19 protein-coding genes are annotated in these 21970 nt (G+C 42.8%); 3 read left to right on the top strand and 16 right to left on the bottom strand.

What is annotated here, in order from left to right; genetic code table 11:
- Nucleotides 1-18: 18 nt before the first annotated feature.
- Nucleotides 19-789 (bottom strand): hypothetical protein, encoded by a 771-nt coding sequence (locus QZT69_RS11580; RefSeq protein WP_294674257.1) that lies wholly within the window; start codon nucleotides 787-789, stop codon nucleotides 19-21.
- Between the two features lie 74 nt (nucleotides 790-863).
- On the opposite strand from QZT69_RS11580, the gene QZT69_RS11575 reads away from it, so the two are divergent.
- A complete protein-coding gene (locus QZT69_RS11575) occupies nucleotides 864-1475 on the top strand; it encodes a TetR/AcrR family transcriptional regulator (RefSeq protein ID WP_294674255.1) in 612 nt (203 codons plus the stop codon).
- An 82-nt stretch (nucleotides 1476-1557) separates the two neighbouring features.
- Here QZT69_RS11575 and QZT69_RS11570 read toward each other — a convergent pair whose 3' ends face one another.
- The 3 genes from QZT69_RS11570 to ftsA all read right to left on the bottom strand — a co-directional run bounded on the left by QZT69_RS11570 (nucleotide 1558) and on the right by ftsA (nucleotide 4993).
- Entirely contained in the window at nucleotides 1558-2010 is a 453-nt protein-coding gene (locus QZT69_RS11570; protein WP_294674253.1) for a GatB/YqeY domain-containing protein, read from the bottom strand.
- Nucleotides 2011-2090: 80 nt separating this feature from the next.
- Nucleotides 2091-3629: a cell division protein FtsZ gene (gene ftsZ / locus QZT69_RS11565; protein WP_294674251.1), complete on the bottom strand. Its 1539-nt coding sequence runs from the start codon at nucleotides 3627-3629 to the stop codon at nucleotides 2091-2093.
- A gap of 77 nt (nucleotides 3630-3706) precedes the next feature.
- A complete protein-coding gene (gene ftsA / locus QZT69_RS11560; RefSeq protein ID WP_294674249.1) occupies nucleotides 3707-4993 on the bottom strand; it encodes a cell division protein FtsA in 1287 nt (428 codons plus the stop codon).
- A gap of 381 nt (nucleotides 4994-5374) precedes the next feature.
- Between ftsA and QZT69_RS11555 the strand changes: the two genes are divergently transcribed.
- Both QZT69_RS11555 and QZT69_RS11550 read left to right on the top strand, forming a co-directional pair.
- The gene (locus QZT69_RS11555; RefSeq protein ID WP_294674246.1) at nucleotides 5375-7342 is read left to right on the top strand and encodes a sensor histidine kinase; all 1968 of its coding nucleotides are present in this window, start codon (nucleotides 5375-5377) and stop codon (nucleotides 7340-7342) included.
- Nucleotides 7343-8002, top strand: a complete 660-nt coding sequence (locus QZT69_RS11550) for a response regulator transcription factor (protein ID WP_294674244.1) — start codon at nucleotides 7343-7345, stop codon at nucleotides 8000-8002.
- Nucleotides 8003-8644: 642 nt separating this feature from the next.
- On the opposite strand, the gene QZT69_RS11545 is transcribed toward QZT69_RS11550, so the two are convergent.
- The 12 genes from QZT69_RS11545 to mraZ all read right to left on the bottom strand — a co-directional run bounded on the left by QZT69_RS11545 (nucleotide 8645) and on the right by mraZ (nucleotide 21762).
- Complete coding sequence (locus QZT69_RS11545; protein ID WP_294674242.1) at nucleotides 8645-9451, bottom strand: hypothetical protein; 807 nt, start codon at nucleotides 9449-9451, stop codon at nucleotides 8645-8647.
- Between the two features lies 1 nt (nucleotide 9452).
- A complete protein-coding gene (gene murC, locus QZT69_RS11540) occupies nucleotides 9453-10817 on the bottom strand; it encodes a UDP-N-acetylmuramate--L-alanine ligase (RefSeq protein ID WP_294674240.1) in 1365 nt (454 codons plus the stop codon).
- A gap of 47 nt (nucleotides 10818-10864) precedes the next feature.
- Nucleotides 10865-11968 (bottom strand): undecaprenyldiphospho-muramoylpentapeptide beta-N-acetylglucosaminyltransferase, encoded by a 1104-nt coding sequence (gene murG, locus QZT69_RS11535; RefSeq protein ID WP_294674238.1) that lies wholly within the window; start codon nucleotides 11966-11968, stop codon nucleotides 10865-10867.
- On the bottom strand, nucleotides 11965-13140 hold the full coding sequence (locus QZT69_RS11530) for an FtsW/RodA/SpoVE family cell cycle protein (protein WP_294674236.1): 1176 nt from the start codon (nucleotides 13138-13140) through the stop codon (nucleotides 11965-11967). The genes murG and QZT69_RS11530 overlap by 4 nt, the downstream gene beginning before the upstream one ends.
- Before the next feature lie 5 nt (nucleotides 13141-13145).
- Nucleotides 13146-13613, bottom strand: coding sequence for a hypothetical protein (locus QZT69_RS11525; RefSeq protein ID WP_294674234.1), 468 nt, complete (start codon nucleotides 13611-13613; stop codon nucleotides 13146-13148).
- An 11-nt stretch (nucleotides 13614-13624) separates the two neighbouring features.
- Nucleotides 13625-14968, bottom strand: coding sequence for a UDP-N-acetylmuramoyl-L-alanine--D-glutamate ligase (gene murD, locus QZT69_RS11520; protein WP_294674231.1), 1344 nt, complete (start codon nucleotides 14966-14968; stop codon nucleotides 13625-13627).
- Nucleotides 14968-16221: a phospho-N-acetylmuramoyl-pentapeptide-transferase gene (mraY, locus tag QZT69_RS11515; RefSeq protein WP_294674229.1), complete on the bottom strand. Its 1254-nt coding sequence runs from the start codon at nucleotides 16219-16221 to the stop codon at nucleotides 14968-14970. The genes murD and mraY overlap by 1 nt, the downstream gene beginning before the upstream one ends.
- Before the next feature lie 70 nt (nucleotides 16222-16291).
- A complete protein-coding gene (locus QZT69_RS11510; protein ID WP_294674227.1) occupies nucleotides 16292-17752 on the bottom strand; it encodes a UDP-N-acetylmuramoyl-L-alanyl-D-glutamate--2,6-diaminopimelate ligase in 1461 nt (486 codons plus the stop codon).
- Complete coding sequence (locus QZT69_RS11505; RefSeq protein ID WP_294674225.1) at nucleotides 17749-19851, bottom strand: penicillin-binding protein; 2103 nt, start codon at nucleotides 19849-19851, stop codon at nucleotides 17749-17751. Before QZT69_RS11505 ends, QZT69_RS11510 begins: the two co-directional genes overlap by 4 nt.
- Nucleotides 19844-20395 carry an FtsL-like putative cell division protein gene (locus tag QZT69_RS11500; RefSeq protein WP_294674223.1) on the bottom strand — a complete coding sequence of 184 codons (552 nt, stop codon included), beginning with the start codon at nucleotides 20393-20395 and terminating at the stop codon, nucleotides 19844-19846. The genes QZT69_RS11505 and QZT69_RS11500 overlap by 8 nt, the downstream gene beginning before the upstream one ends.
- Nucleotides 20385-21311 carry a 16S rRNA (cytosine(1402)-N(4))-methyltransferase RsmH gene (rsmH, locus tag QZT69_RS11495; RefSeq protein ID WP_294674322.1) on the bottom strand — a complete coding sequence of 309 codons (927 nt, stop codon included), beginning with the start codon at nucleotides 21309-21311 and terminating at the stop codon, nucleotides 20385-20387. Before rsmH ends, QZT69_RS11500 begins: the two co-directional genes overlap by 11 nt.
- Nucleotides 21301-21762: a division/cell wall cluster transcriptional repressor MraZ gene (gene mraZ / locus QZT69_RS11490; protein WP_294674221.1), complete on the bottom strand. Its 462-nt coding sequence runs from the start codon at nucleotides 21760-21762 to the stop codon at nucleotides 21301-21303. Before mraZ ends, rsmH begins: the two co-directional genes overlap by 11 nt.
- Nucleotides 21763-21970 lie beyond the last annotated feature (208 nt).

Here is a 21970-nt window from a genome sequence, read left to right as displayed (position 1 = left end):
ATTGATCGTTTTTTTATTCTATTTCGGGGTTCCTATCAAGTATAAGATTCCAACCGGACTGGATTTCTGCTTTCCTGTCTTCCACTCAAAATGCTCATGGCCCTCCACGCGGGAAATTAATTCGTTCATTTCAGGAATGGTGTATGTTCTTAACGCAGAAAGAACTCCGTCGAGCATTACGAAAAGCGGCACAAGCGGAATGATATAAGTAAAAACTATACGACCGAGAGAAAAAGGTTTTATAAACGGTGTCATTAATAGTACATTGATCGGTGAAAACAACATGGCAAGTACGCTTTTTACATTTCGTTCCTGGGATTCGAACAGAGCTATCGGACTTTTACTGTCTACTGCATTTTGCAAGATCTGAACCGCATCTTCTTCCCGGAAATGATGCAGGGATAAAAATTGCGTTCGCACTCCTTTTAAGTGAGAAGGAACTTTACGTGCATCAACAGACTCTTTTTCATACCCGAAATTTGCTGATTGTTTGCGAACATATTCAAAAGCTTTCAGGTTCGGATAATAATCTGTGAGAATGATTTTCAAATCCGGATGTTCTTCCTTTAACCGATTTGACAAACGATACAAACCGCCTCCGCCGCCGGATGCTAAATCCACAATCGTATTGTTGCCATCTTTTTTTACTAATTCGGATAGAAGCGGCGTAATATTCTTGTAAATGTCAAATTGATTGGAGATAAACTGAAGAAAATCCGTCAGGTAGTTTCTTAAAAAACCAGGAAACCAGGATTGATCTTCAAATTCGAATAGTTGTTTTCGTTTCATAACAAAGATATTTTTTGTAACTTTAGGTCAAAAGTACTAAAACTATTTGAATTAGGTCAAGATTACTAAAATAAATGAAGACGAGAGATAAAATATTACACACAGCCTTGAACTTATTCAATCAGTATGGGGTTCCAAATGTTACGCTTCGCAGGATTGCAGCGGAAATGTTCATCAGTCAGGGAAACCTGAATTATCATTTCAAGCATCGGGAAGACATCATTGAAGCGCTTTTTTTCCAGCTGATGGAAGTCTTTAACACGGAAAAAGGGAAGCTCGATACGGAAGAGATCAACTTCCAGTTTGTCCTGGATTCCACACGCGCCGGAATGGAGGCACTCTTCAGGTATCGCTTTCTGATGATCGATTTTAACCAGGTCATGCGTGAAAACCCGAAGATCCACGAGCATTTCAAAGAATTGGAAGAAGTACGAAGAACCACTTATTTGTATTCGTTTGATTTAGCCATTAAAGCCGGAATCATGCGGGCACCGGCTTTTGAAACAGAATATCATGGGTTAAATGAACGCATCCGGGTTTTCAGCGATTTCTGGATTGCATCCGCGGAAGTGTATAATGAACCTGTAGAAACGACTGTAGACAAGTATCACAATTTATTGGTAGAAATGTTCTTTCCGTATTTCACCAAAGAAGCACAAAGGGAATTCTTGTTAAAAAGACTATAAATCAAAAATCCTCCCGGCTATGGCCAGGAGGATTCTCCAACAATAAAAACAGAGTCTAAGGAAACTCTTGTTTAACAATACACTACAAATTCGCCAAAGCTTCTTTAACGAGTTCGGAAACACGCTTGCCGTCGGCTTTTCCAGCCAACTGCCCGTTTACCGGCCCCATCACTTTCCCCATGTCCTGGGGTCCGCTTGCACCAATTTCAGCAATTTTAGCTGCAATTACCTGGCGCACTTCATCGTCGGACATCATTTTTGGTAAATAATCTTCCAACACTTTAGCCTGAAACAATTCTTCTTCTGCCAAATCGTTTCTTCCCTGGTCCACATAAATCTGGTAAGTTTCCATGCGCTGCTTGTGAAGTTTCAAAACAATCTTGTTCGCCACTTCTTCTGTCAATTCGCCGGAACCTCCCGAGGTTGCTTCCAGTAATAGTTTACTTTTAATATCACGCAAAACTGCCAGGCGTTCTTTTTCCTTGGCAAGCATTGCATTCTTTATATCCTGATTTATTTTTTCTGTAAAGTCCATTTTATGAGATTTAAGACTGAAGACAAAAGACTACAGACAAATCTGTCTTTTAGTCTTGCGTCTTTAGTCTATAAGTCTAATTAATCTACGTTATCGTGTAAGAATGAGTTATTGGTCTTAATTCCGTCATCTGAAAGACCGAAACGGCTCACGTTGGACTCTTCGCTTTTCACGACCTGGTCCAAATGAATGTTTCTTCTAACAAATGCAGGCTCATCTTCCAATTCTTTCAACCCTTCCGCTTTCTTCAACTTGTTGTTGTAGTTCTTGATGCGTTCCATACGCTCCAAATTGCGACGTTGCAATTCTTCTGCGCTTACAGGAGCTTTCTGTACTACATTTTCCAATTCTACTTTGGCTTCTGCTTCATCTTCCAGGAAGTAACGTTTCGGCTCTTCTTTCTCTTCAACAGAAGGAGTTGACATCGGTGTAACCATTGGTTTTGCCTCTGATTTCACTTCCCAATCAAACTCGATAGTACCGGAATTAGTTGTTTTGGTCTCTTCTGCTTTCGGTTCTGACTTCAAAAAAGGCTCTTCTTCCTTTTTCTCAGGTACAACCTGGTGCGTCGGAGATGTCAAAGGAGTTTTGATCTCGTTTTTCGGTTCGTCTTCCAAAACAGAAACTGTTTTTTCCGGAGCTTTTTCAAAGCCCGTGAACGGAGTAGAATTAAACCCGGTTGCAACCAAAGTAACGCTCAATTTATTTCCTAAGCTAGGATCGTAACCATGCCCCCAAATAACGTCTGCAGTAGATCCTGCTTCATCCTGAATGTAATCCGTGATCTCACCGATCTCATCCATCGTTACTTCGATATCACCGTAAGTGATGTTCAACAAGATGTATTTCGCTCCTTCAATGTTATTATCATTCAACAACGGAGAGTTCAAAGCTTCCTGAACAGCAGTGATAGCACGGCCTTCACCTTCAGCAACAGATGATCCCATGATCGCAACACCCGAATCACGCATAACCGTATTCACGTCGTTGAAATCCACGTTGATAGCACCTGTTGTTGTGATCACATCCGCAATTCCTTTTGCAGCAGTTGCCAATACATTATCAGCCATAGCAAATGCCTGGGCCAATGACATATTTCCACCTACTTCACGCAAACGCTCGTTGTTGATTACTAATAAAGTATCTACACACTGACGCATTACGTCCAATCCTTCTTCAGCCTGCTGACGGCGGCGGCGTCCTTCAAAAGCGAAAGGAACCGTTACGATACCGACAGTCAATATATTTAATTCTTTAGCAACCTGCGCAATTACCGGCGCAGCACCTGTTCCGGTTCCACCACCCATTCCGGCAGTAACGAAAACCATTTTGGTACCGCTTGAAAGCAATGTGCGAATATCATCAATATTCTCAACCGCAGCATTTCTGCCAATTTCAGGAATTGCCCCCGCACCCCGTCCTTCAGTAAGGCTAGGCCCCAACTGAATTTTATAAGGCACCGGAGAAATATCCAAAGCCTGACGGTCTGTATTACAAACGATGAAATCAACACCTTTGATTTCCTGATCGAACATGTGGTTTACAGCATTACTTCCACCACCACCAACACCAATCACCTTGATAATTGAAGTTGTTCCTTTTGGCAAATCGAATTCCATATGCTTCTTTTTATTGTTGTTGTTATTGTTGTCTTTTCCTAACCGGAACTAAAAAATCCGTTCCGGCTAATTTAATATTACTCCTCTTCCGCGAAGAAATTTTTACTCTTTGTTAACAAAGTATCGAAGAAACTTCCTCTTGTTTTCGTAGAATGCGTTTTTACCTGTCCGGTTACGGCTTCTACTTGTTTCTGAGGCGTATCATTCTCAAAACCTTTCATTACCAGCCCAATACCTGTTGCGTACATCGGAGAAGTAATCGCTTCGATGGTATTTGTTGACGCCAAATGCTCTGTCGGAAGACCGATACGTGTTGTCATTCCTGTCATGTATTCGAACAACTGCGTGATGTGTTTCAACTGAGATCCACCGCCTGTTACAACAATACCTGCAATCATTTTCTTCTCGTACCCGGAATTCACGATTTCGTAATGAACGTGTTCAATGATCTCTTCCATACGTGCCTGTATGATGCTTGCCAGGTTACGCAGTGTAATCTCTTTCGGATCTCTACCGCGCAATCCCGGAATACAAACAACTTCCGTTTCCAGGCTTTCGGATGCCAGAGCAGAACCGAATTTTACTTTCAACGCTTCCGCATGTCGGCGCAAAATCGTGCAACCCTCCTTGATATCATCCGTAATCACGTTTCCGCCGAAAGGAATTACCGCTGTATGACGGATCACACCTTCGTGGAAAATTGCCACGTCGGTTGTACCACCACCGATATCCACCAAAACAACCCCGGCTTCTTTTTCTTCATCATTTAAAACAGCATCTGCAGAAGCAATTGGTTCCAGGATGATATCTTTCACCTGAAGCCCCGCTTTATCCACACAAACTTTAATATTCTTTGCAGCATTGATCTGACCTGTAATAATGTGGAAATTCGCTTCCAGGCGAACCCCCATCATCCCGATCGGATCAATAATTCCCTGCTCATTGTCGACAATGTATTCCTGTGGCAGCACGTGGATAATTTCTTCTCCCGGAGGCATTACCAGCTTATACATGTCATCGATCAAAGCGTTGATATCCTTCTGAGAAATCTCCGTGTCCGGATTATTTCGCGTATAAATTCCGCGGTGCTGTAAGCTTTTGATGTGCTGTCCGGCAATTCCCACATTCACTACACGAATGATCAGGTCTGCATCTACACGGTTTTGAGCTTCTTCTACAGCAGACTTGATGGACTGAACTGTTTTCTCAATATTGGACACGATCCCTCTGGCAACGCCCAAAGACTCGCTTTTACCCATGGAAATAATCTCAATTTTCCCATGATCATTTTTCGTACCAACCAAACATGCAATTTTAGTTGTTCCAATATCCAATCCAACTACAATCTTTTTTCCCGCTGACATAAACTCTTCTTTTTCTTTCAACTTATTTCTCCGGTTATTAACAAGAGGTCAAATCAAACCGAACTATCACTAGCTAAATAGTTTATCCAATTAATTAGTGCTTTTATCGGGTAAAAACCAATACATATCGATGCTTTAGTCCTGACCCATAATACGGTATATACAAACTTAAATTTTATTTTGCCGTGTTTTTCGTGAATTTAGAATACTTATTAAACAAGTATTGTTAATAAAGGCACGCCTGTTTTTAGGCCTAAAACACGCCTGTATCCCAGTAAAATCAGGACCTTTCAACTACACTATTAATTATCAGCGTCTTCACATTCCGGAAACAAAAAATTTATTTAACTTTAAAGACTACGCACGAAACCAATTATTACCATGTCAAAACGACTTTTGATCGTACTATTACTACTGTTGGTTTTCCAACCCTTGAACGCCCAAAAAACGGACATTCAAAGACTTGAGGATTTAAAACTGAAAATCAAGCAGGCAACTTATTACGACAGCTCAACTGTTTTCTCTCTCGGAAAACAATGCATCCAACTGGCCAAAAAACTTAACAAGGAAAATGAAATCGGCTACGTTTACCAATACTACGGGAGCTTTAAGTATTACGCCAACAATATAAGCGAGGCAAAAAAATACTATGCCAAAAGCCTTACTGTTGGAGAAAAGACAAAAGACTATCAGTTGATCAATTCTACAAAAATCAGGCTCAACTTTCTCATTATGGACCAGGATGTACTGAAAGCTGAAGATGGTTTTAAGAAACTACTAATCGATGCCCAAAGAGGTCATTACATCGAAAATCAGCTGGAAATCTATAACGGTTTGGGGATCGTGTATGAAGCCAGGCTCATGTATGACAAGGCCACGGAAAACTACCTGAAAGGACTCCGAATGTCAGAAAAATACGACAAAAAAATTCCTACAGGTTACCTGCTGAATAACCTGGCCCTGATCAAACTTAAATCCAAAAAGTATGTTGAAGCTAAAAAAGACCTGGAACGCGCACTTGTCATATCTACTGAAACCGAGCAACCAAGACTTCGTTTAATCGTATTGAACAACCTCGGATTGGTAACGCATGAAATAAAGGATTTCAAGGGTTCGGTAATTCATTACAAACAAACGGTTGTTGAAGCAAAAAAGATTGGCTTCCCTTCAGGAATAATTGCAGCTTACATCAATCTCTCCTCTTCTTACCTGGACAATAAACAGCTTACAGAGGCTTCAAACAGCAGTGATTCGGCACTTGCAATTGTTCAGACCTACCGGGACCCACTTTTCATTATCAACTCTTTTCTGGTAAGGGGAATGGTTTCCGTAGAACAAAAAGACTTTGCAACCGTGGAGCGCTGCATTGACTCCGTACAATTTTATCTGCTCAAGGATGATGATCCTAATTTCCGCAAAGAGCTCATTTCATTGCAATCCAAACTGGCAGCTGCTCAGAGAAACTACAAGCTGGCTTATGAACTGGAACAGAAGTTTAGCGCTTTATCCGATAGTATCCGCGAAGTATCGAACGAGAATGAACAGATGCGCCTGCAAACAATTTATGGCAAAGAAAGACTTGAGAACGAACTTACTGACTCCAAACAACGCAACAAGATACTTCGCACTCAGAGCGATCTGAAATCTGCGAATTACCGCTTCACTTTCCTGGTAATCCTGTCCCTGTTCTTACTTATTTTGGCCGCAATCTATATTTACCACGTTCGAAAATCCCGAAAAATAAAATCCCTCTTCTCGCAGAAACTCATTGAACAAATTGACGAAGAGCGTTCAAGGATCTCAAAAGACCTTCATGACGATATCGGGCAAAGTCTGGCTGTGGTAAAATCAAAACTGAACCTGTTTACCACGGGCAAAATTACAAACCTGGACGGTGTGGATGCAGAAATCGGTGATATACTGGAACAAACACGACTACTAAGCCACCAGCTCCACCCTACTGCATTGGAGAAAATCGGACTGGAAAGCGCTCTAAACTCCATCATTGAAAAAACGCAATCCGGAACTGATATGGTCTGTAATTTTGATTTCGACCTTGACGGAAGAGAAGTTGATTTGGAAACAAGCTCGCAGATTTACCGCATTATCCAGGAATGCATTTCGAACACCATTAAACATGCCCGTGCAAGTGCGCTGAAAGTAAGTGTTGAACGAAAAACCGACGAACTTATTATTCAATACAGAGATAACGGAATCGGCATCACCGACTCACAAAACAAACTAGGACTGGGCCTTTTAACCATACAGGAAAGAACAGCTATTATCGGTGGTCGATTGGAACTAAAAACAGGTACCAACAAGGGAATTTCTCTAACAATAACTATTTAAATGAAGGTAATTCTGGCAGACGATCACCCCATTTTCAGAAGCGGCTTAAAATTCCTGCTGGAATCTTCCTTTGACCATGTAGAGATCCAGGCTTATGAAAATGGAGCACAAGTAATGGAAAACATACCTTTATTCAATCCTGACATTGTCTTATTAGATATTGACATGCCGGTGCAAAACGGATTGGAAACCTGTTCGCTCATTCAACAAAAATATCCTGATTTAGCCGTTATCATCCTTTCCATTCACAAAACCACTGACATCATCAAACTGGCTTTTTACAACGGTGCAAGAGGCTATTTGATTAAGGATAATACTTCGGAAGAAATCGTGGAATGCATCAACTGGGTACTGGCTGGAAAAACATACCTGCCGCTTGTTTTAAGAAATCAACACGACAAACGTGAAGCGGATCCGCGCATGGAGTTAATAACGGATGAGATCAATTCCCTTACACCAACCGAATTAAAAGTATTAAAACTGGTAAGTAAAAAACACTCCAGTAAAGAGATCGCAAACCTGCTTTTTGTTTCAACGAAATCGGTCGAAAATTACCGCTCCCGGATCTGTAAAAAATTGAACCTGGATGCCCGCAACAACAGCCTGATTCTTTGGTGCATGGAAAATAAGTTCCTGCTGGATTCCGACCAACTGAAATGAAGTTAAAATAAGTTCAAAGAGTTCAAGTTGTTTAAGTAGATTTTTGAACATTTGAACATTTGAACATTTGAACATTTGAACATTTGAACATTTATGCTATTCTTCCACAAACAACAAGAGACCCTGTTCTTACAGAATCTCTTAGTTTCGGGGCATAGCTGTGCAACCTCATTTTAAGCAGTAGTAGTAGTGGTCTAATCATTCAATATTCCTGTATATCTGCAAAGACGCATATTCATTGTCCAGGTACGCAACTTGCTCCCACTGGGAATATCAATCGTCGTGCAAACGTGAATATAACCAGTAGGAGCGTTATTGTTGCTCGCAAGGGTTTAGTTGGTATCTCTCCATTTTCACCTCCTAATCTAAGAGGCGTCCACTACCAAAAAACCGGGCTGCAGATGATTTAACGTAACATCCCGTTGTGCCACAGAACTAAAATACACAACGTTGAAAAAAAGTAGTAGTAGATTATTACGTGTCATCTATGCTTAAAAATATCCTTCGTTAAGTTTACCGTAACAAATCTAAATTTATGAAAGCATATATTTAAGAGGGCTGCCCCCTCAAAATAAAGTTACTAAATTTTAGTGCTAAAGAATTACAACACTACTGACTTGATATTGTTTAAAAACAAACAACTTAAAGGGTGTCGCGCAGATAAGTGCATACCACTTGATTGCGGTATTTGAGGTTGATCGTTTTGTATTTATTCCATCCCACATAAGGAAGGCCATTCGCATAAAAAACAACCAATTTTTTTAATTTTTCGGCCACATCACGTTCGGAAGGAGCAGGCCCTAATACAATTCGCTGAGCTCCCACTCTCGGGATCAGAATAAAGTCTCCCCAGCGATCGCGGTGAACCTGGCTGATTTGGGCAGTTAAAAAGGGATTTTCATGAATCACTTTTGCGATGTGGAAGATTTCATCGAGACTTCGGTCGTTCTTTAATTTAGGATCCGCTTCGATGTCGCTTACAAGCAGCGTATCGGACTTATCTTTGATATTCCCGGTAAAAACCAGGATACGAGCAGTAAAATTTGGTGTCGGGTCCATGGTAGCACCTTTTGAGTCTACATAGAAACTTTCTCCGAACTGGTTAAAAATGCGGGCATAAGGTTGCCTTACTTTTAATTTGATCCCCCAATTTCCTCCCAATTGCTTAAATACATTCACCTCTTCCACCTCGTGCATTTTCCGGATATGTTCCTCAATTGCTTTCGTATTCAGGTTCTTCATCAATTGGTTCGGATAGAAAAGATTCAGACGTTTCAAACGCACCAGTAACTCACTTTCCGTTAAAAAAGCATTTTCATCAACCACAGAAATGGAAATATTGGGATTCTGTACAACCGACTCTTCCTGGTTTTTACGCGCAAGGAAAAGCACCGCTATCACGGCAATGGCAAATAAAGCCCAGGCTGCTATTTTCAGTTTCCCTTTCAAGTTACTTCCTTTCTAAACTATTTTTCACTTCCGGAACGATGCGGTCAATATCTCCTGCACCGATCGTCAATACAACTGCGTTCTCAATCGCTTTTACGTATTCCAAAACCTGATCCGGGGTTTTTAAACTGGCTTTTGCACCAATCTTTCGGACCAACTCATCACTGGTAACTCCTGGAATTGGCTCTTCTCTCGCCGGATAGATCGGCATGATAATCGCTTCATCCAATCTGCTCAGCTCCCGAACAAATCCTTCTTCGAAATCACGCGTACGGGAAAATAAGTGCGGCTGAAAAATCCCCACCACTTTCTTATCCGGGTAGAGCAAACGAACGGAAGAAACAAGTGCTGCAATTTCGGTCGGATGGTGTGCATAATCGTCAATATAAACCAACTTCTCCGTTCTCACCTGGTATTCAAAACGTCTTTTAACCCCCTTGAAACTTTGCAGTCCGGAACGGATCTCTGACTCCGAAAGCCCCAACTCCTTACACATTACGGCAACTGCCAGCGCATTCTCCGCATTGTGAATTCCGGGAAGCCCCAAAACCACCTCTTTCCAGGTTTCATTGCCGAAATGTACATTCATTAAAAAACAACCGTTCTCATAATGCAGCTCTGTTCCGTAAACCTGTGCATCCGGTTGGTTGATTGCGTAGGAAATCCCTTTAAATCCGGTTTGCTTCAACGGAAGTCCGTATTTATAGATTACCAGCTGGTTTTCCTTGTGCTTATCCGCGTATTCCTGGAAACCTTCAATAAACGATTCGGTTGTTCCGTAAATATCCAAATGGTCCGGGTCCATTGCTGTAATGATACTGGCAAATGGCTTCAGCCGCAGAAATGAGCGGTCAAACTCATCTGCTTCGATCACGGAATATTCCGCAGACGCATTCACCAATACATTGGAATTAAAATTGGAAGAAATTCCCCCCAAAAAAGCAGAGCATTTCAAATGCGACTGGCTCAATACATAAGCCAGCATCGTTGAAGTAGTGGTTTTTCCATGAGTACCGGCAACTCCAAGACCTTTGCTTGTTTGGGTGATAAGCCCCAACACTTCGCTCCGTTTCAGGACTTTGTGATTTTGCTGTACATAAACCAACTCTCCCATATTCTTCGGGATTGCCGGCGTATAAACAACCAATGTAGAATCCGTATTTTGGTATTCCGAAGGAATATTTCCACCCAAATCCTCAAAATGAATTGCAATCCCCTCGGATTCCAACTCATTCGTTAAAGGCGATGGTGTTTTATCGTAACCGGCCACATCAAAACCTTTCGCTTTGAAATAACGCGCCAATGCCGACATCCCGATTCCGCCGATGCCAATGAAATAAAAGCGTTTTATGCCGTCCAATGTCATTTTATCCTTTTTTACAAAAATATGTACGGACGCGATGCGTCGCGTCCCTACGCTAAATTCTCTATCACATCCACAATATCTGCTGTTGCATTTGGCTTTGCCATGCGCTTAATTGCCACCCGCAATTCATTCATTTTATCATCATCATTCAGAACTTTAATTGCTTCTGAAATCAATTGTTCTTTTGCCACATCGTCTTTGATCAGAATAGCCGCCTGGTTTTTCACCAAAGCCATTGCATTCTTTGTCTGATGGTCTTCGGAAACATTCGGTGACGGAACCAGGATTGTCGGTTTTCCAACAATGCATAATTCCGAAATCGACAATGCTCCTGCGCGCGAAACGATAACATCCGCAACTCCATACGCCGCGTCCATGCGCGAAATGAAATCCGTTAAGAAGATCGGAGCTTTCTTTCGAATCTCTATTTCCTTTTTCATCGCTTCAAAATAGTACTTTCCGCACTGCCACAGGACTTGTACATTTGCTTCTGCCAATTCAGCCAAGCCATGAAGAACTCCTTCATTTAAAGTACGTGCTCCCAAACTTCCTCCCATTACGAGAATCGTGCGCTTAGCAGGATCCAAAGCCGGAAATTGGCTGAATGCCTCTTCTTTACTGATCGAGGTCCTGTTCAGCTCTTCACGCACCGGGTTTCCGGTTAAGCGTATTGCTGCCGGTGGAAAAACACTTTCCAGGCCTTCGTATGCCGTGCAAACCGCTTTCACCTTTTTAGCCAACAAACGATTCGTTTTCCCGGGATAGGAATTCTGTTCCTGGATCAAAGTCGGAATACCTAAACGCTGCGCCATTTTCAAAGTCGGGCCGCTGGCATAACCGCCCACTCCGATCACAACCTCCGGCTTAAAATCCTTCAGGATGTTCTTTGCCAGTGAGAGGCTCTTCAACAATTTAAAAGGAAGCGCCAGATTTTTCAACGTCAGTTTTCGCTGCAAACCAACGATCGGCAGGCCAACAATTTTATACCCGGCCGCAGGAACTTTTTCCATTTCCATTTTCCCCTCCGCACCCACGAAAAGGATTTCCACATTCGGATTGCGTTTCTTAATCTCATTGGCAATGGCTAAGGCAGGAAAGATGTGTCCACCTGTTCCACCACCCGAGATTACTATTTTCTTCAATTCTTTCATGCAAAAACAGGTTCAGATTCTACACTATTTTTATCTTCTTGTTTCTGAGCAACTCCCTGCACAATTCCAATCCCCACACAAGCCATAATCATTGCAGATCCTCCCATTGCCAGGAAAGGCATATTCTGACCTGTAACCGGGAAAATCCCGGTGCAAACCATCATATTTACAGCTGCCTGGGAAAGCAGCAAAATTCCGATTCCCAAACAGACATAAGTCTCAAAGAGCTGTTCCGATCGGAGTGCAATCCGCATAATGCGATACAACAAAATGAGGTAGAACAGGATCAATACTATAGCGAAGAACGATCCGAATTCTTCCACAAAAGATGCATAGAAGAAATCCGCATAGGCCTCCGGGATAAACTCCTTCACCTTGCCTTTTCCGATTCCCTGACCGAAGAAACCACCCAAATAAATAGCTTGTTCAGCATTATTCGCCTGCAGGTTTCCCGGAGAATCGATATCCGCATTTTCCTGGTAACGGTTCTCCCAGCGATTGACCCAGGTTTCATAGCGCGGTAAAATATTCAGATCAGGCAAGGCCTTATGCAGACCAATTGCCATTACAAACAAAAGTATCCCGGCAAAAACGACCGAAAAGAGCTTGGAAAAAGGCACCCGTCCAAGGAAGAGCAGTATAAAGCTTATCATAAACAGGATGGCAGCCGTTGAAAAGTTATCCTTAACAATCAACCCACAAATAATAACTATCGGTGCCATTACCGGTAAAAAGCCCTTTTTCCAATCATTCATTTCATTCTTTTTCTTGACCAGCATCCGCGAAACATAGATCAGCAGAGCAAGCTTGGCAAAATCCGAAGACTGGAAGGTTAATCCCACAAACGGGATTTTCACCCATCGACCGGCCTCGTTTACTTTTGTTCCGAAGAAAAGCGTAAAGATCAACAAGGCAATTGATCCGTAATAAATAATCCTGGACATTTTGGAAATGTACATCGGATCGCGTTTATGCACCCAATACATTGCCAGGACAGCCAACAAGATGTATATAAAATGTTTGAACAAGTATTTAAATGGTGTTCCGCCCTCAATCTTCACCAGGATAGGAACAAAACTGTACACAGAAACCAATGAAAACCCAAGTAAAATGAGCGTAATCACCCAAATCACCAAATCTCCTTTAAAATGCTTTCTTAGAAACTGTACCATTTTACTTATTGATGTAGCTTAACAAAGTTTTCAAAAACCTCCATTTTTGTCTTCCACTCATTTCCCTGAACGGTAAAGAGCAAAATATGTCGCGGCTGCTTCGTTCTTTTCAAAAACTCCAGGGCATCTTCCAGCGATTCTGTTCCCGTAACCAAAGGCATTTGGGAAATGATATCGGAAGGAATGGAAAGCTGCGGATTATCGAATTGCGCGCACCATTGAACAGAACGCAGCGTTTCAGGATCCACTTGTGCCATTTCCCGGATATTGATTTCATTCGCCAACCAGAAAACAGGAAACGGAAAAGTCGAAAGGGTTGCAGAAAGTTCAACAATAGATGGTTTGTACCACGTAAACACATCCATTCCCCACAATTTGCCCAAGGGTCTCAGGGACATTCTCTCCGCTGCATCCAGCGACTCTTTCCGAGCCTGGAGCAGTTGAGACTGCTGATCAACCTTTTTAATTTCCATGACGCAATGATTTAAAGTGAACGAACTGCCTCTTTAAATTGATTTCCTCTGTCTTCGTAATTTTCGAACAGGTCAAAACTTGCACAAGCCGGTGACAACAAAACTGTTTCGTCCTTTTTAGCCAGACGGTATCCGTAAGCAACCGCTTCCATAGCAGAACCTGCTTCCACAATTGTTTCCACATGACCTGAAAAAGTGTCGATAATCTTTTGGTTGTCTTTTCCAAGGCAAATAATTGCTTTTACTTTTTCCTTTACCAGGTCGAGCAACTCGGAATAGTCGTTTCCTTTATCAACACCTCCAACGATCCAAACCGTCGGCTGCTCCATGCTTTCCAATGCAAACCACGTTGAGTTTACATTCGTTGCTTTGGAATCATTGATAAATTCAATACCGCACACCTTGGCAACAAATTCCAGACGGTGTTCCACATTTACGAAGTCGGACAGACTTTCGCGCACAATCTCCTTGCGAATATCAAGGATTCTACCCGCCAGCCCGGAAGCCAGGGAGTTTTGGGCATTGTGCTTACCCTTCAATGCTAGTTCATGAATAGACATAGTGAATTGATTGTTAAAGTTTATGATGAGTTGTTTGTTTGCTATATATCCTCCTTCTTCAAATTCCTGCGTCAATGAGAAAGGAAGTTTTTTTGCCGGAATGGAGCGCTTCTCCATTTCAGTTGTTATTGTTTGATCGTCTGCATTGTAGATGAAATAATCAGCTGCAGTTTGGTTGTTAAGGATCCGGAACTTCGAATTCACGTACAATTGCATATTGTATTCGTAGCGGTCCAAGTGGTCAGGAGTAATGTTTGTCAGAATGGCAATTTCCGCTTTGAAATCCTCCATATCATCCAATTGGAACGAACTCAATTCCAACACATAAATCTCATTGTCCTCTAAAGCCACCTGTTTCGCGAAGCTGTAACCGACATTTCCTGCCAATCCCACTTTCAAACCTGCTTTTTTCAACATGTGATGAATAAGCATGGTTGTTGTCGTTTTCCCGTTACTTCCGGTAATACACACTTTTTTTACCGTTGTGAAATAACCTGCAAATTCGATCTCGGAAATCACCTTAATTCCCTTTTCACGAATGGCCTTCATCACCAGTGCCTTCTCCGGAATACCCGGAGATTTGATTACCAGGTCAGCTTCCAAAATGCGCTCCATGGAATGCGCACCCTGCTCCCACTCCAATTGATGTTCGTTCAATTCAGCCTGGAAAGAATCCTTGATCGTCCCGAAATCGGAAACAAACGTTTTTGCCCCTTTCACTTTTGCAAGGATCGCAGCACCGACACCGCTTTCGCCGGCACCCAAAACAACCACTATTTTGTTCTGAATGTTCATTAACGTAGTTTCAGAGTTACAATGGATACAACAGCAAGCAGGATCGCAACGATCCAGAAACGAGAAACAATTTTCGCTTCATGCAGTCCTTTTTTCTGGTAGTGGTGATGCAGCGGCGCCATCAGGAAGATTCGTTTTCCTTCACCCAATCTGCGCTTGGTATATTTGAAATACCCAACCTGCATGATCACGGATAAATTCTCGATCAGGAAGATTCCGCACAATACCGGGATCAGCAATTCCTTACGGATGGAAATAGCGAATACCGCGATGATTCCTCCCAAAGCCAAACTTCCGGTGTCACCCATAAAAACCTGGGCCGGGTAACTGTTGTACCACAAGAATCCGATACAAGCACCCACGAACGCCGCGATAAATATCACGAGCTCTTCTGCATACGGAACATACATCACATTCAGATAATCCGCAAAATGAACGTTGGAAGTAACGTAGGCCAAAACCGCCAATGCAATTCCGGCAATCGCGCTCGTTCCCGTGGCCAGACCATCAAGTCCGTCCGTCATGTTAGCACCGTTGGAAACTGCAATCACCACAATGATCACAAACGGAATGAACAAAGCCCATCCGTAGGATTTATCGATATCCCCGATCAGCCAGTTGTAGTTGAACTCATTGTTCTTCACAAAAGGAATCGTGGTTGTCATATCACGAGTTACAATCCATTTGGAAGGAATCGTATCCGAAACTACATCTTTCGAATGCTGGTGCGTTACGAATGACTCCCCTGCCTGTAACTGGTAGTTTGCAGCTACGCGTTTGTGTACCTGTACATCCGGGTGGAAATACAAGATCGACCCAACAATGATACCTACTCCAATCTGACCAACTACTTTGAATTTTCCTTTCAAGCCTTCTTTGTTCTTCTTGAACACTTTGATGTAGTCATCTACAAATCCGATAACGCCCAGCCAAACAGTTGCCAAAAGCATCGTGAAAACATACACGTTGTGCAGCTTTGCGAAAAGCAATGTCGGAATCAGGATAGCAGAAAGAATGATAATCCCACCCATGGTTGGTGTACCTGCTTTTTCCAACTGACCTGCCAAACCTAAATCGCGCACTGTTTCACCGATCTGCTGGCGGCGCAGCAAGTTGATCAAACGTTTCCCGAAAATAATGGACACGATCAATGAAGTGATCAATGCCATTGCAGCTCTGAATGAGATATACTGGAATAATCCTGCTCCCGGGAAATCCAATTGTTCTAAATAATTAAACAAGTAAGTAAGCATGTTTCTAATTATTAATTTTTTTATTTATCTGCGCTACCGCTTGATCAGATCAAAAGCTGCGCTTTCTCTTCTATTTACTGAGTTTATTGAAGTAATTCTTTACCACCTCGAAATCATCGAAAGGGTGTTTTACCCCATTGATATCTTGATATTTTTCATGTCCTTTTCCTGCAATCAGGATAATGTCTTTTGCCTGCGCCAGGGAAACTGCTGTTTTAATCGCCTGGTCGCGATCCAAAATGGAAAGCACTTTCATTGTTTGGTGTGCTCCCACTCCCGCTTCCATCTGTCTTAAGATCTCAGCCGGATCTTCTGTACGCGGATTATCCGAAGTCAATATGACTTTGTCGCTCATTTCACAAGCGATCCTTGCCATCTCCGGTCTTTTCAACGCATCCCGGTCGCCCCCACAGCCAACAACTGTGATCACCTGCTCATTCCTGGTGCGGATATTTTCGATTGTCTTCAACACATTTTCCAAAGCATCCGGCGTGTGTGCATAGTCCACAACAGCTGTAATGTCCGTTGCACTTTTTGTGAACTGGAACCGACCGTCAACTGCTTCTAAACTGCTCAAGACCGTCAATACTTCCGTCGAGTCTGAACCCAGCAGCTGGCTGACCCCATAAACCGTTGCAATGTTGTACGCATTGAAATCACCGATCAGACGCGTCCACAATTCAATTCCATTTACCGTAAGCAGCAAGCCGCTAAAGCTGTTTTCCAATACTTTTACTTTGAAATCGGCATGCGTTTTTAAGGCGAAAGTGGAAACTTTGGCTTTGGTATTCTGTACCATCACCATTCCGTTTTTATCATCGGCATTCACCAGTGCGAAAGCATCTTTATTCATTCCATCAAAGAAGGCTTTCTTCGCTGTGATGTATTCTTTAAACGTTCCATGATAGTCCAAATGATCGTGCGTGATGTTCGTAAACGCTCCGCCCTTAAAAACCAATCCTGCAATACGATTCTGAGAAACTGCATGAGAACTCACTTCCATGAAACAATGCGAACATCCTTGCGCAACCATGTCTGCCAATAAAGCATTCAAAGCAATCTGGTCCGGAGTAGTATGCGTAGAAGGAATCACTTCTTTTCCTATCAAATTCACCACCGTTGAAAGCAGTCCCACTTTGTATCCCAATCCGGTATACAAATCGTGTAAAAGTGTTGTAGTGGTGGTTTTTCCGTTAGTCCCGGTAATTCCCACCAACTGTAAAGAATGAGAGGGATAATCGTAAAACGCATGCGCCAACTCCCCCAGAGCCAAAGCTGTATTCGGAACGATCAACAGGGTTACGTCTTTCGGAACGTCAACAACGCGCTCCGAAACAACGACCGTACACCCTTTCTCAATAACCTGAGGAATGAAATCATGTGCATCCACCTGCGTACCTTTTACAGCTACGAAAAGCGTCCCCGCAGCTGCCTTTCGGGAGTCAGAAATAAGCGCAGAGATTTGCGCTTCAGCAGGTCCTACCCACTGAGTCACTTTCGTTGCTTTTGCTAATTCATTGACTGTTTTCATTCCAATATTAATTCCATTAACCCTCCGGCTACCGCTGGCGATCCCGCAGGGATTGTTTGTTTTACTACTTTTCCGCTTCCGCGTATATACACATGCATTCCCAGGCGCTCAATCAGGTAAACCGCATCTTTAGCCGTTAATCCCGTAACACTTGGAACTGTTGTTGAAGAAATTTTTCGGGGAACAATCGAAATGTGTGATTCCGAAACACGCACCCGCGACCATTCGCTGTAAGCATCCATTTGATAAGGCAAATGCAAGCGCTTTAAAACCACTAACAGGTCATTGATATTTCCATCCTTAATAAGCGGAGCATCTTTGATACGTTCCTTCTCTTCATTAATTGCTTTGTGGTAATTCAAAGAATTGGAGTACACCTTATTCGCAATAGCAGAGAATACTGTTCCCGAAACCGTTGCTCCATAAATATCTTTAGAAGGCGCAGCAACAACTACGATACACGAGTAAAGCGGTTCATCTGCCGGAAAATATCCCACGAAAGAAGCCTGGTAAGTTTTGTTTCCCTCTTCTCCGTAACGACCATCGGCATTTTGCACCACAGCCGTTCCCGTTTTCCCGGCAATATCAAATAAGGCCGACTTCAAAGCACTTCCCGTTCCTCGTTTCACAACTCCCTTCAAACATTCCTGCATCAAACGCAATGTTTTATCCGAACAAATCTTCGGACGAAGAACGATCGGCTTATAGGATTTCACAATGCGCTGACCACGTCGAATATGCTCTACAAATTGCGGACGAACCAATGTTCCGTTATTCGCAACTGCATTGTAGAAAGCCAGTGTTTGCAAAGGCGTTTGCTGCACTTCATAGCCGATCGACATCCACGGAAGCGAAATTCCCGACCATTGCTTAGTTCCCGGCGAATATAAGGTTGGCTTGGGCTCACCCTGCAAATCAATTCCCAATGAATCTCCTATCCCGAAGGTTCGTAAACGATCGATGAACACTTGCGGCTCTCTGCGGTAAGCATTGTTAATCACTCGCGCAATCACATTGGAAGACAATTCAAAAGCCCTGCGAATGGTAATACGTCCGTATCCGTAAGGATTAGAATCCGTTAGTTTCAAATCATAGAACTGGTATTCACCAACCGCATTTACCGTATCATCGAGTGTGATCTTCTGATCTTCCAAAGCAGCCATTAATGAAGCCAGCTTAAATGTTGAACCAGGAACCTCTTTGGTACCTATTGCGTGGTTGTACAACTCGTAATATTCTCCATCGGAAGCCATTTGAAGGTTTGAAACCGCACGAACAAAACCGGTCTTCACATCCATTACGATCACGCAACCACTTTTTGCTCCCTGGTTTTTCAACTGGCGGTACAATTCCGAATGTGCTACTTCCTGGATTTCCATATCAATAGAAGTAATAAGGTCAGCTCCTTCAATAGGCTCACGGATCATTTTCCCGGTTTTTTTCCAGCCGGAAGAAATGCGCTGTTCAACTTCTTCACCCGGTTCACCTGCCAGAATCTCATTGAAAGCACCTTCAATACCAACACGCAACTCTTTCGAATTCCCGTTGTTCTGATAATAGCCCAATGTTCTTTTCAGGATCTCGCCATGCGGACGCTTTCTCAAAATCGTTTCATCCGTGTCGATCAATCCACCTTTATTCCTTCCCAAATTGAAAATCGGAAGTTCTTCCAGGCGGTGTCTTTGCTCGTTCGTGGCCTTCAGCTTGATGGTAATATACCTTCTTCCCCTGGCCCTTCCCTTACGGATGTAATTTTCAAAATCACGCGCAGAAGTTTCAGGAAAAACCTTACTCAACCCCTCACACAAAGCACCGATCTCCTTGTCAAAAATCTCCTGATCCACAACAGTAGGATCCATGTGTATGTCAAAGAACGACACCGACGTAATCAGCGGTGTATAATTTCTATCAAGCACCTCCCCCCGCCGCGGATATTTTTTCACCGCTCTTGTTGGGATTTTCTCTTTTGTTGCCGTAAACAATGAAGCACTGCCTTCAGACTGTATCATGATTGTTTTCACAACCACAACAATCAAGGCAATGAAAAAACCTATGTAAACCAGGTAAGCCCGCCACATCAAGTCTTTTTTATCACTCATTGTCTTTTCGCTTTAATCGTATCACTTTCACCGGATTGACCGTCTCTTTCAATCCCCGCTTCTCCAATGCCTGAACCAGGCGGTAACGAGAAGTCGATTCTTCCAAACACGCCTTGTTCTCAATATATTCAGCAGTCTGCGCATCCACGTCAGCCTGCAAATCCGTAATATCCTTCTGCAACTGTTTTCCGTAATAGCCTTTTGCCACCATCAACATCAACAGGAACAAAATGAAGAAGATGAACGTCAGGTTATTCAACACAAAATCCCGGGTTAAAATTTCCCCGTTCAAAACCTGAATCAACAAATTCTGACGCTTTGGTTTCGCACTTCCAACCGGCTTCGCTTTTGTATCCGCCTTTTTATCTGTATAGGTATTCGTTTTCGCATTCGTTTTTTCGCTGGCAGCAGCAGTCTTCTTTGAGCTCTTCTTACCCGGCTTTTCATTTACAGGTATATCCGTCGAATACTTTTCTCTGGGAGCCTTACCACGTACAGCATCCATCGGATTTACACCCTCCCGTTCTCTGTACTCATTTTCCATCCGTCACTCTTTTAGCTATTCTCAACTTCGCACTACGCGCACGTGTATTCCGCTGAATCTCTTCTTCACTCGGAAGAATCGGTTTTCGATTCACCTCTTCAAAAGGCTTCAGCACCTTCCCGAAAAAATCCTTTTCAATCGAACCGTCCAGGTTCCCGCGTTTCATCAGGTTTTTCACCAAACGGTCTTCTAAGGAATGATAAGACATCACCACCAAACGAGCTTCCGGCTTTAACACCTCAGCTGTCTGAAGCAGAAACTTCTCCAGCACGTCCATTTCCTGGTTCACCTCTATACGAAGCGCCTGGAACACCTGCGCAAAGAATTTATGATCCTTAAACTTCGGAGCAACGGGCATTAAAGCCTCCATCAACTCACCGGTGGTCTTTATTTTCGATTTATTCCGTGCTTTCACCAATTCGACAGCTGTCTTGAAAGGATGATCCAATTCGCCGTATTTTCTAAAAATTGCAGCCAACTGTTCCTCATCGTAAGTCTGGACAATTTTCGCAGCTGTAAAATCACCGGCCTGGTTCATACGCATATCCAACGCTTCATTGGAACGAATGGAAAAACCGCGCTTCGCATCATCAAACTGATGAGAGGAAACCCCCAAATCAGCAAGAATTCCATCAACAGCCGGAATACCCAAAACTCGTAAGTGATTTTTTAGAAAAGCAAAATTGGCTGCTACAAAATGAAAATTCGGAGCTTCCCATGCATTTGCACGCGCATCCGGATCCTGATCAAAAACAATCAGCCTGCCTTTTGAAGAAAGTTTTTCGAAAATTGCACGGGAGTGACCACCACCACCAAAGGTAACATCAACGTAAATCCCGTCCGGATTGATATTCAATCCATCCAGACACTCCTGCAACATGACAGGCACGTGGTATGTCGCATCATTATTCGTCATCATTCCCCAAATCACCCATTACTTCATCTGCCAAATCAGCAAAATCAGCCATGTTCCCATCGATCAACTCGAAGTATTTGGACTTGTCCCAGATCTCAATTCGGTCGTTGTATGCAATCAGCATCACATCTTTGTCCAAACCAACCCGCTCCATGTGCATTACCGGAATCAAAACACGACCGGCATTATCCAGCGCGATTTGTTTTGCCCCCTGATGGAACAAACGGTAGAACATACGGTTCTGTGGCTTAAACAAATTCAGCTTTGACAGTTTTACCGACAACTTTTCCCATTCGTTCATGGGATAGAGAGTCAAACATTCCTCAAAGCCTTTATTCAACATAAATTGTTCCTGAGCCTCCGGAGAGAGTTGTTTGCGCAAACCGGCAGGGAAAAGAAATCTTCCTTTTCCGTCCAGCTTCACCTCAAATTCTCCGACAAGTCCAGCCATAGCTATTAATAATGGGTAAAATTAGGGAGAATCACCCACTTTTTACCACCAAATTACACTTTGTTGATAACTTCTAACGCAATCAACCTACACAAGGTTACAACAAATTATTAAAAACTCCTGTTTTTACTGAATATTTATGCTTTTTTGAGTTAGTGGTAAAAAGTGGTAACAACTGTTTGATTGTGGAAAAAAAGAATGGTTTGTC

The organism is uncultured Fluviicola sp. (assembly GCF_902168135.1).
Classification (GTDB): Bacteria; Bacteroidota; Bacteroidia; order Flavobacteriales_D; family Crocinitomicaceae; genus Fluviicola.
This window is presented reverse-complemented; position numbering and strand designations above follow the sequence as displayed.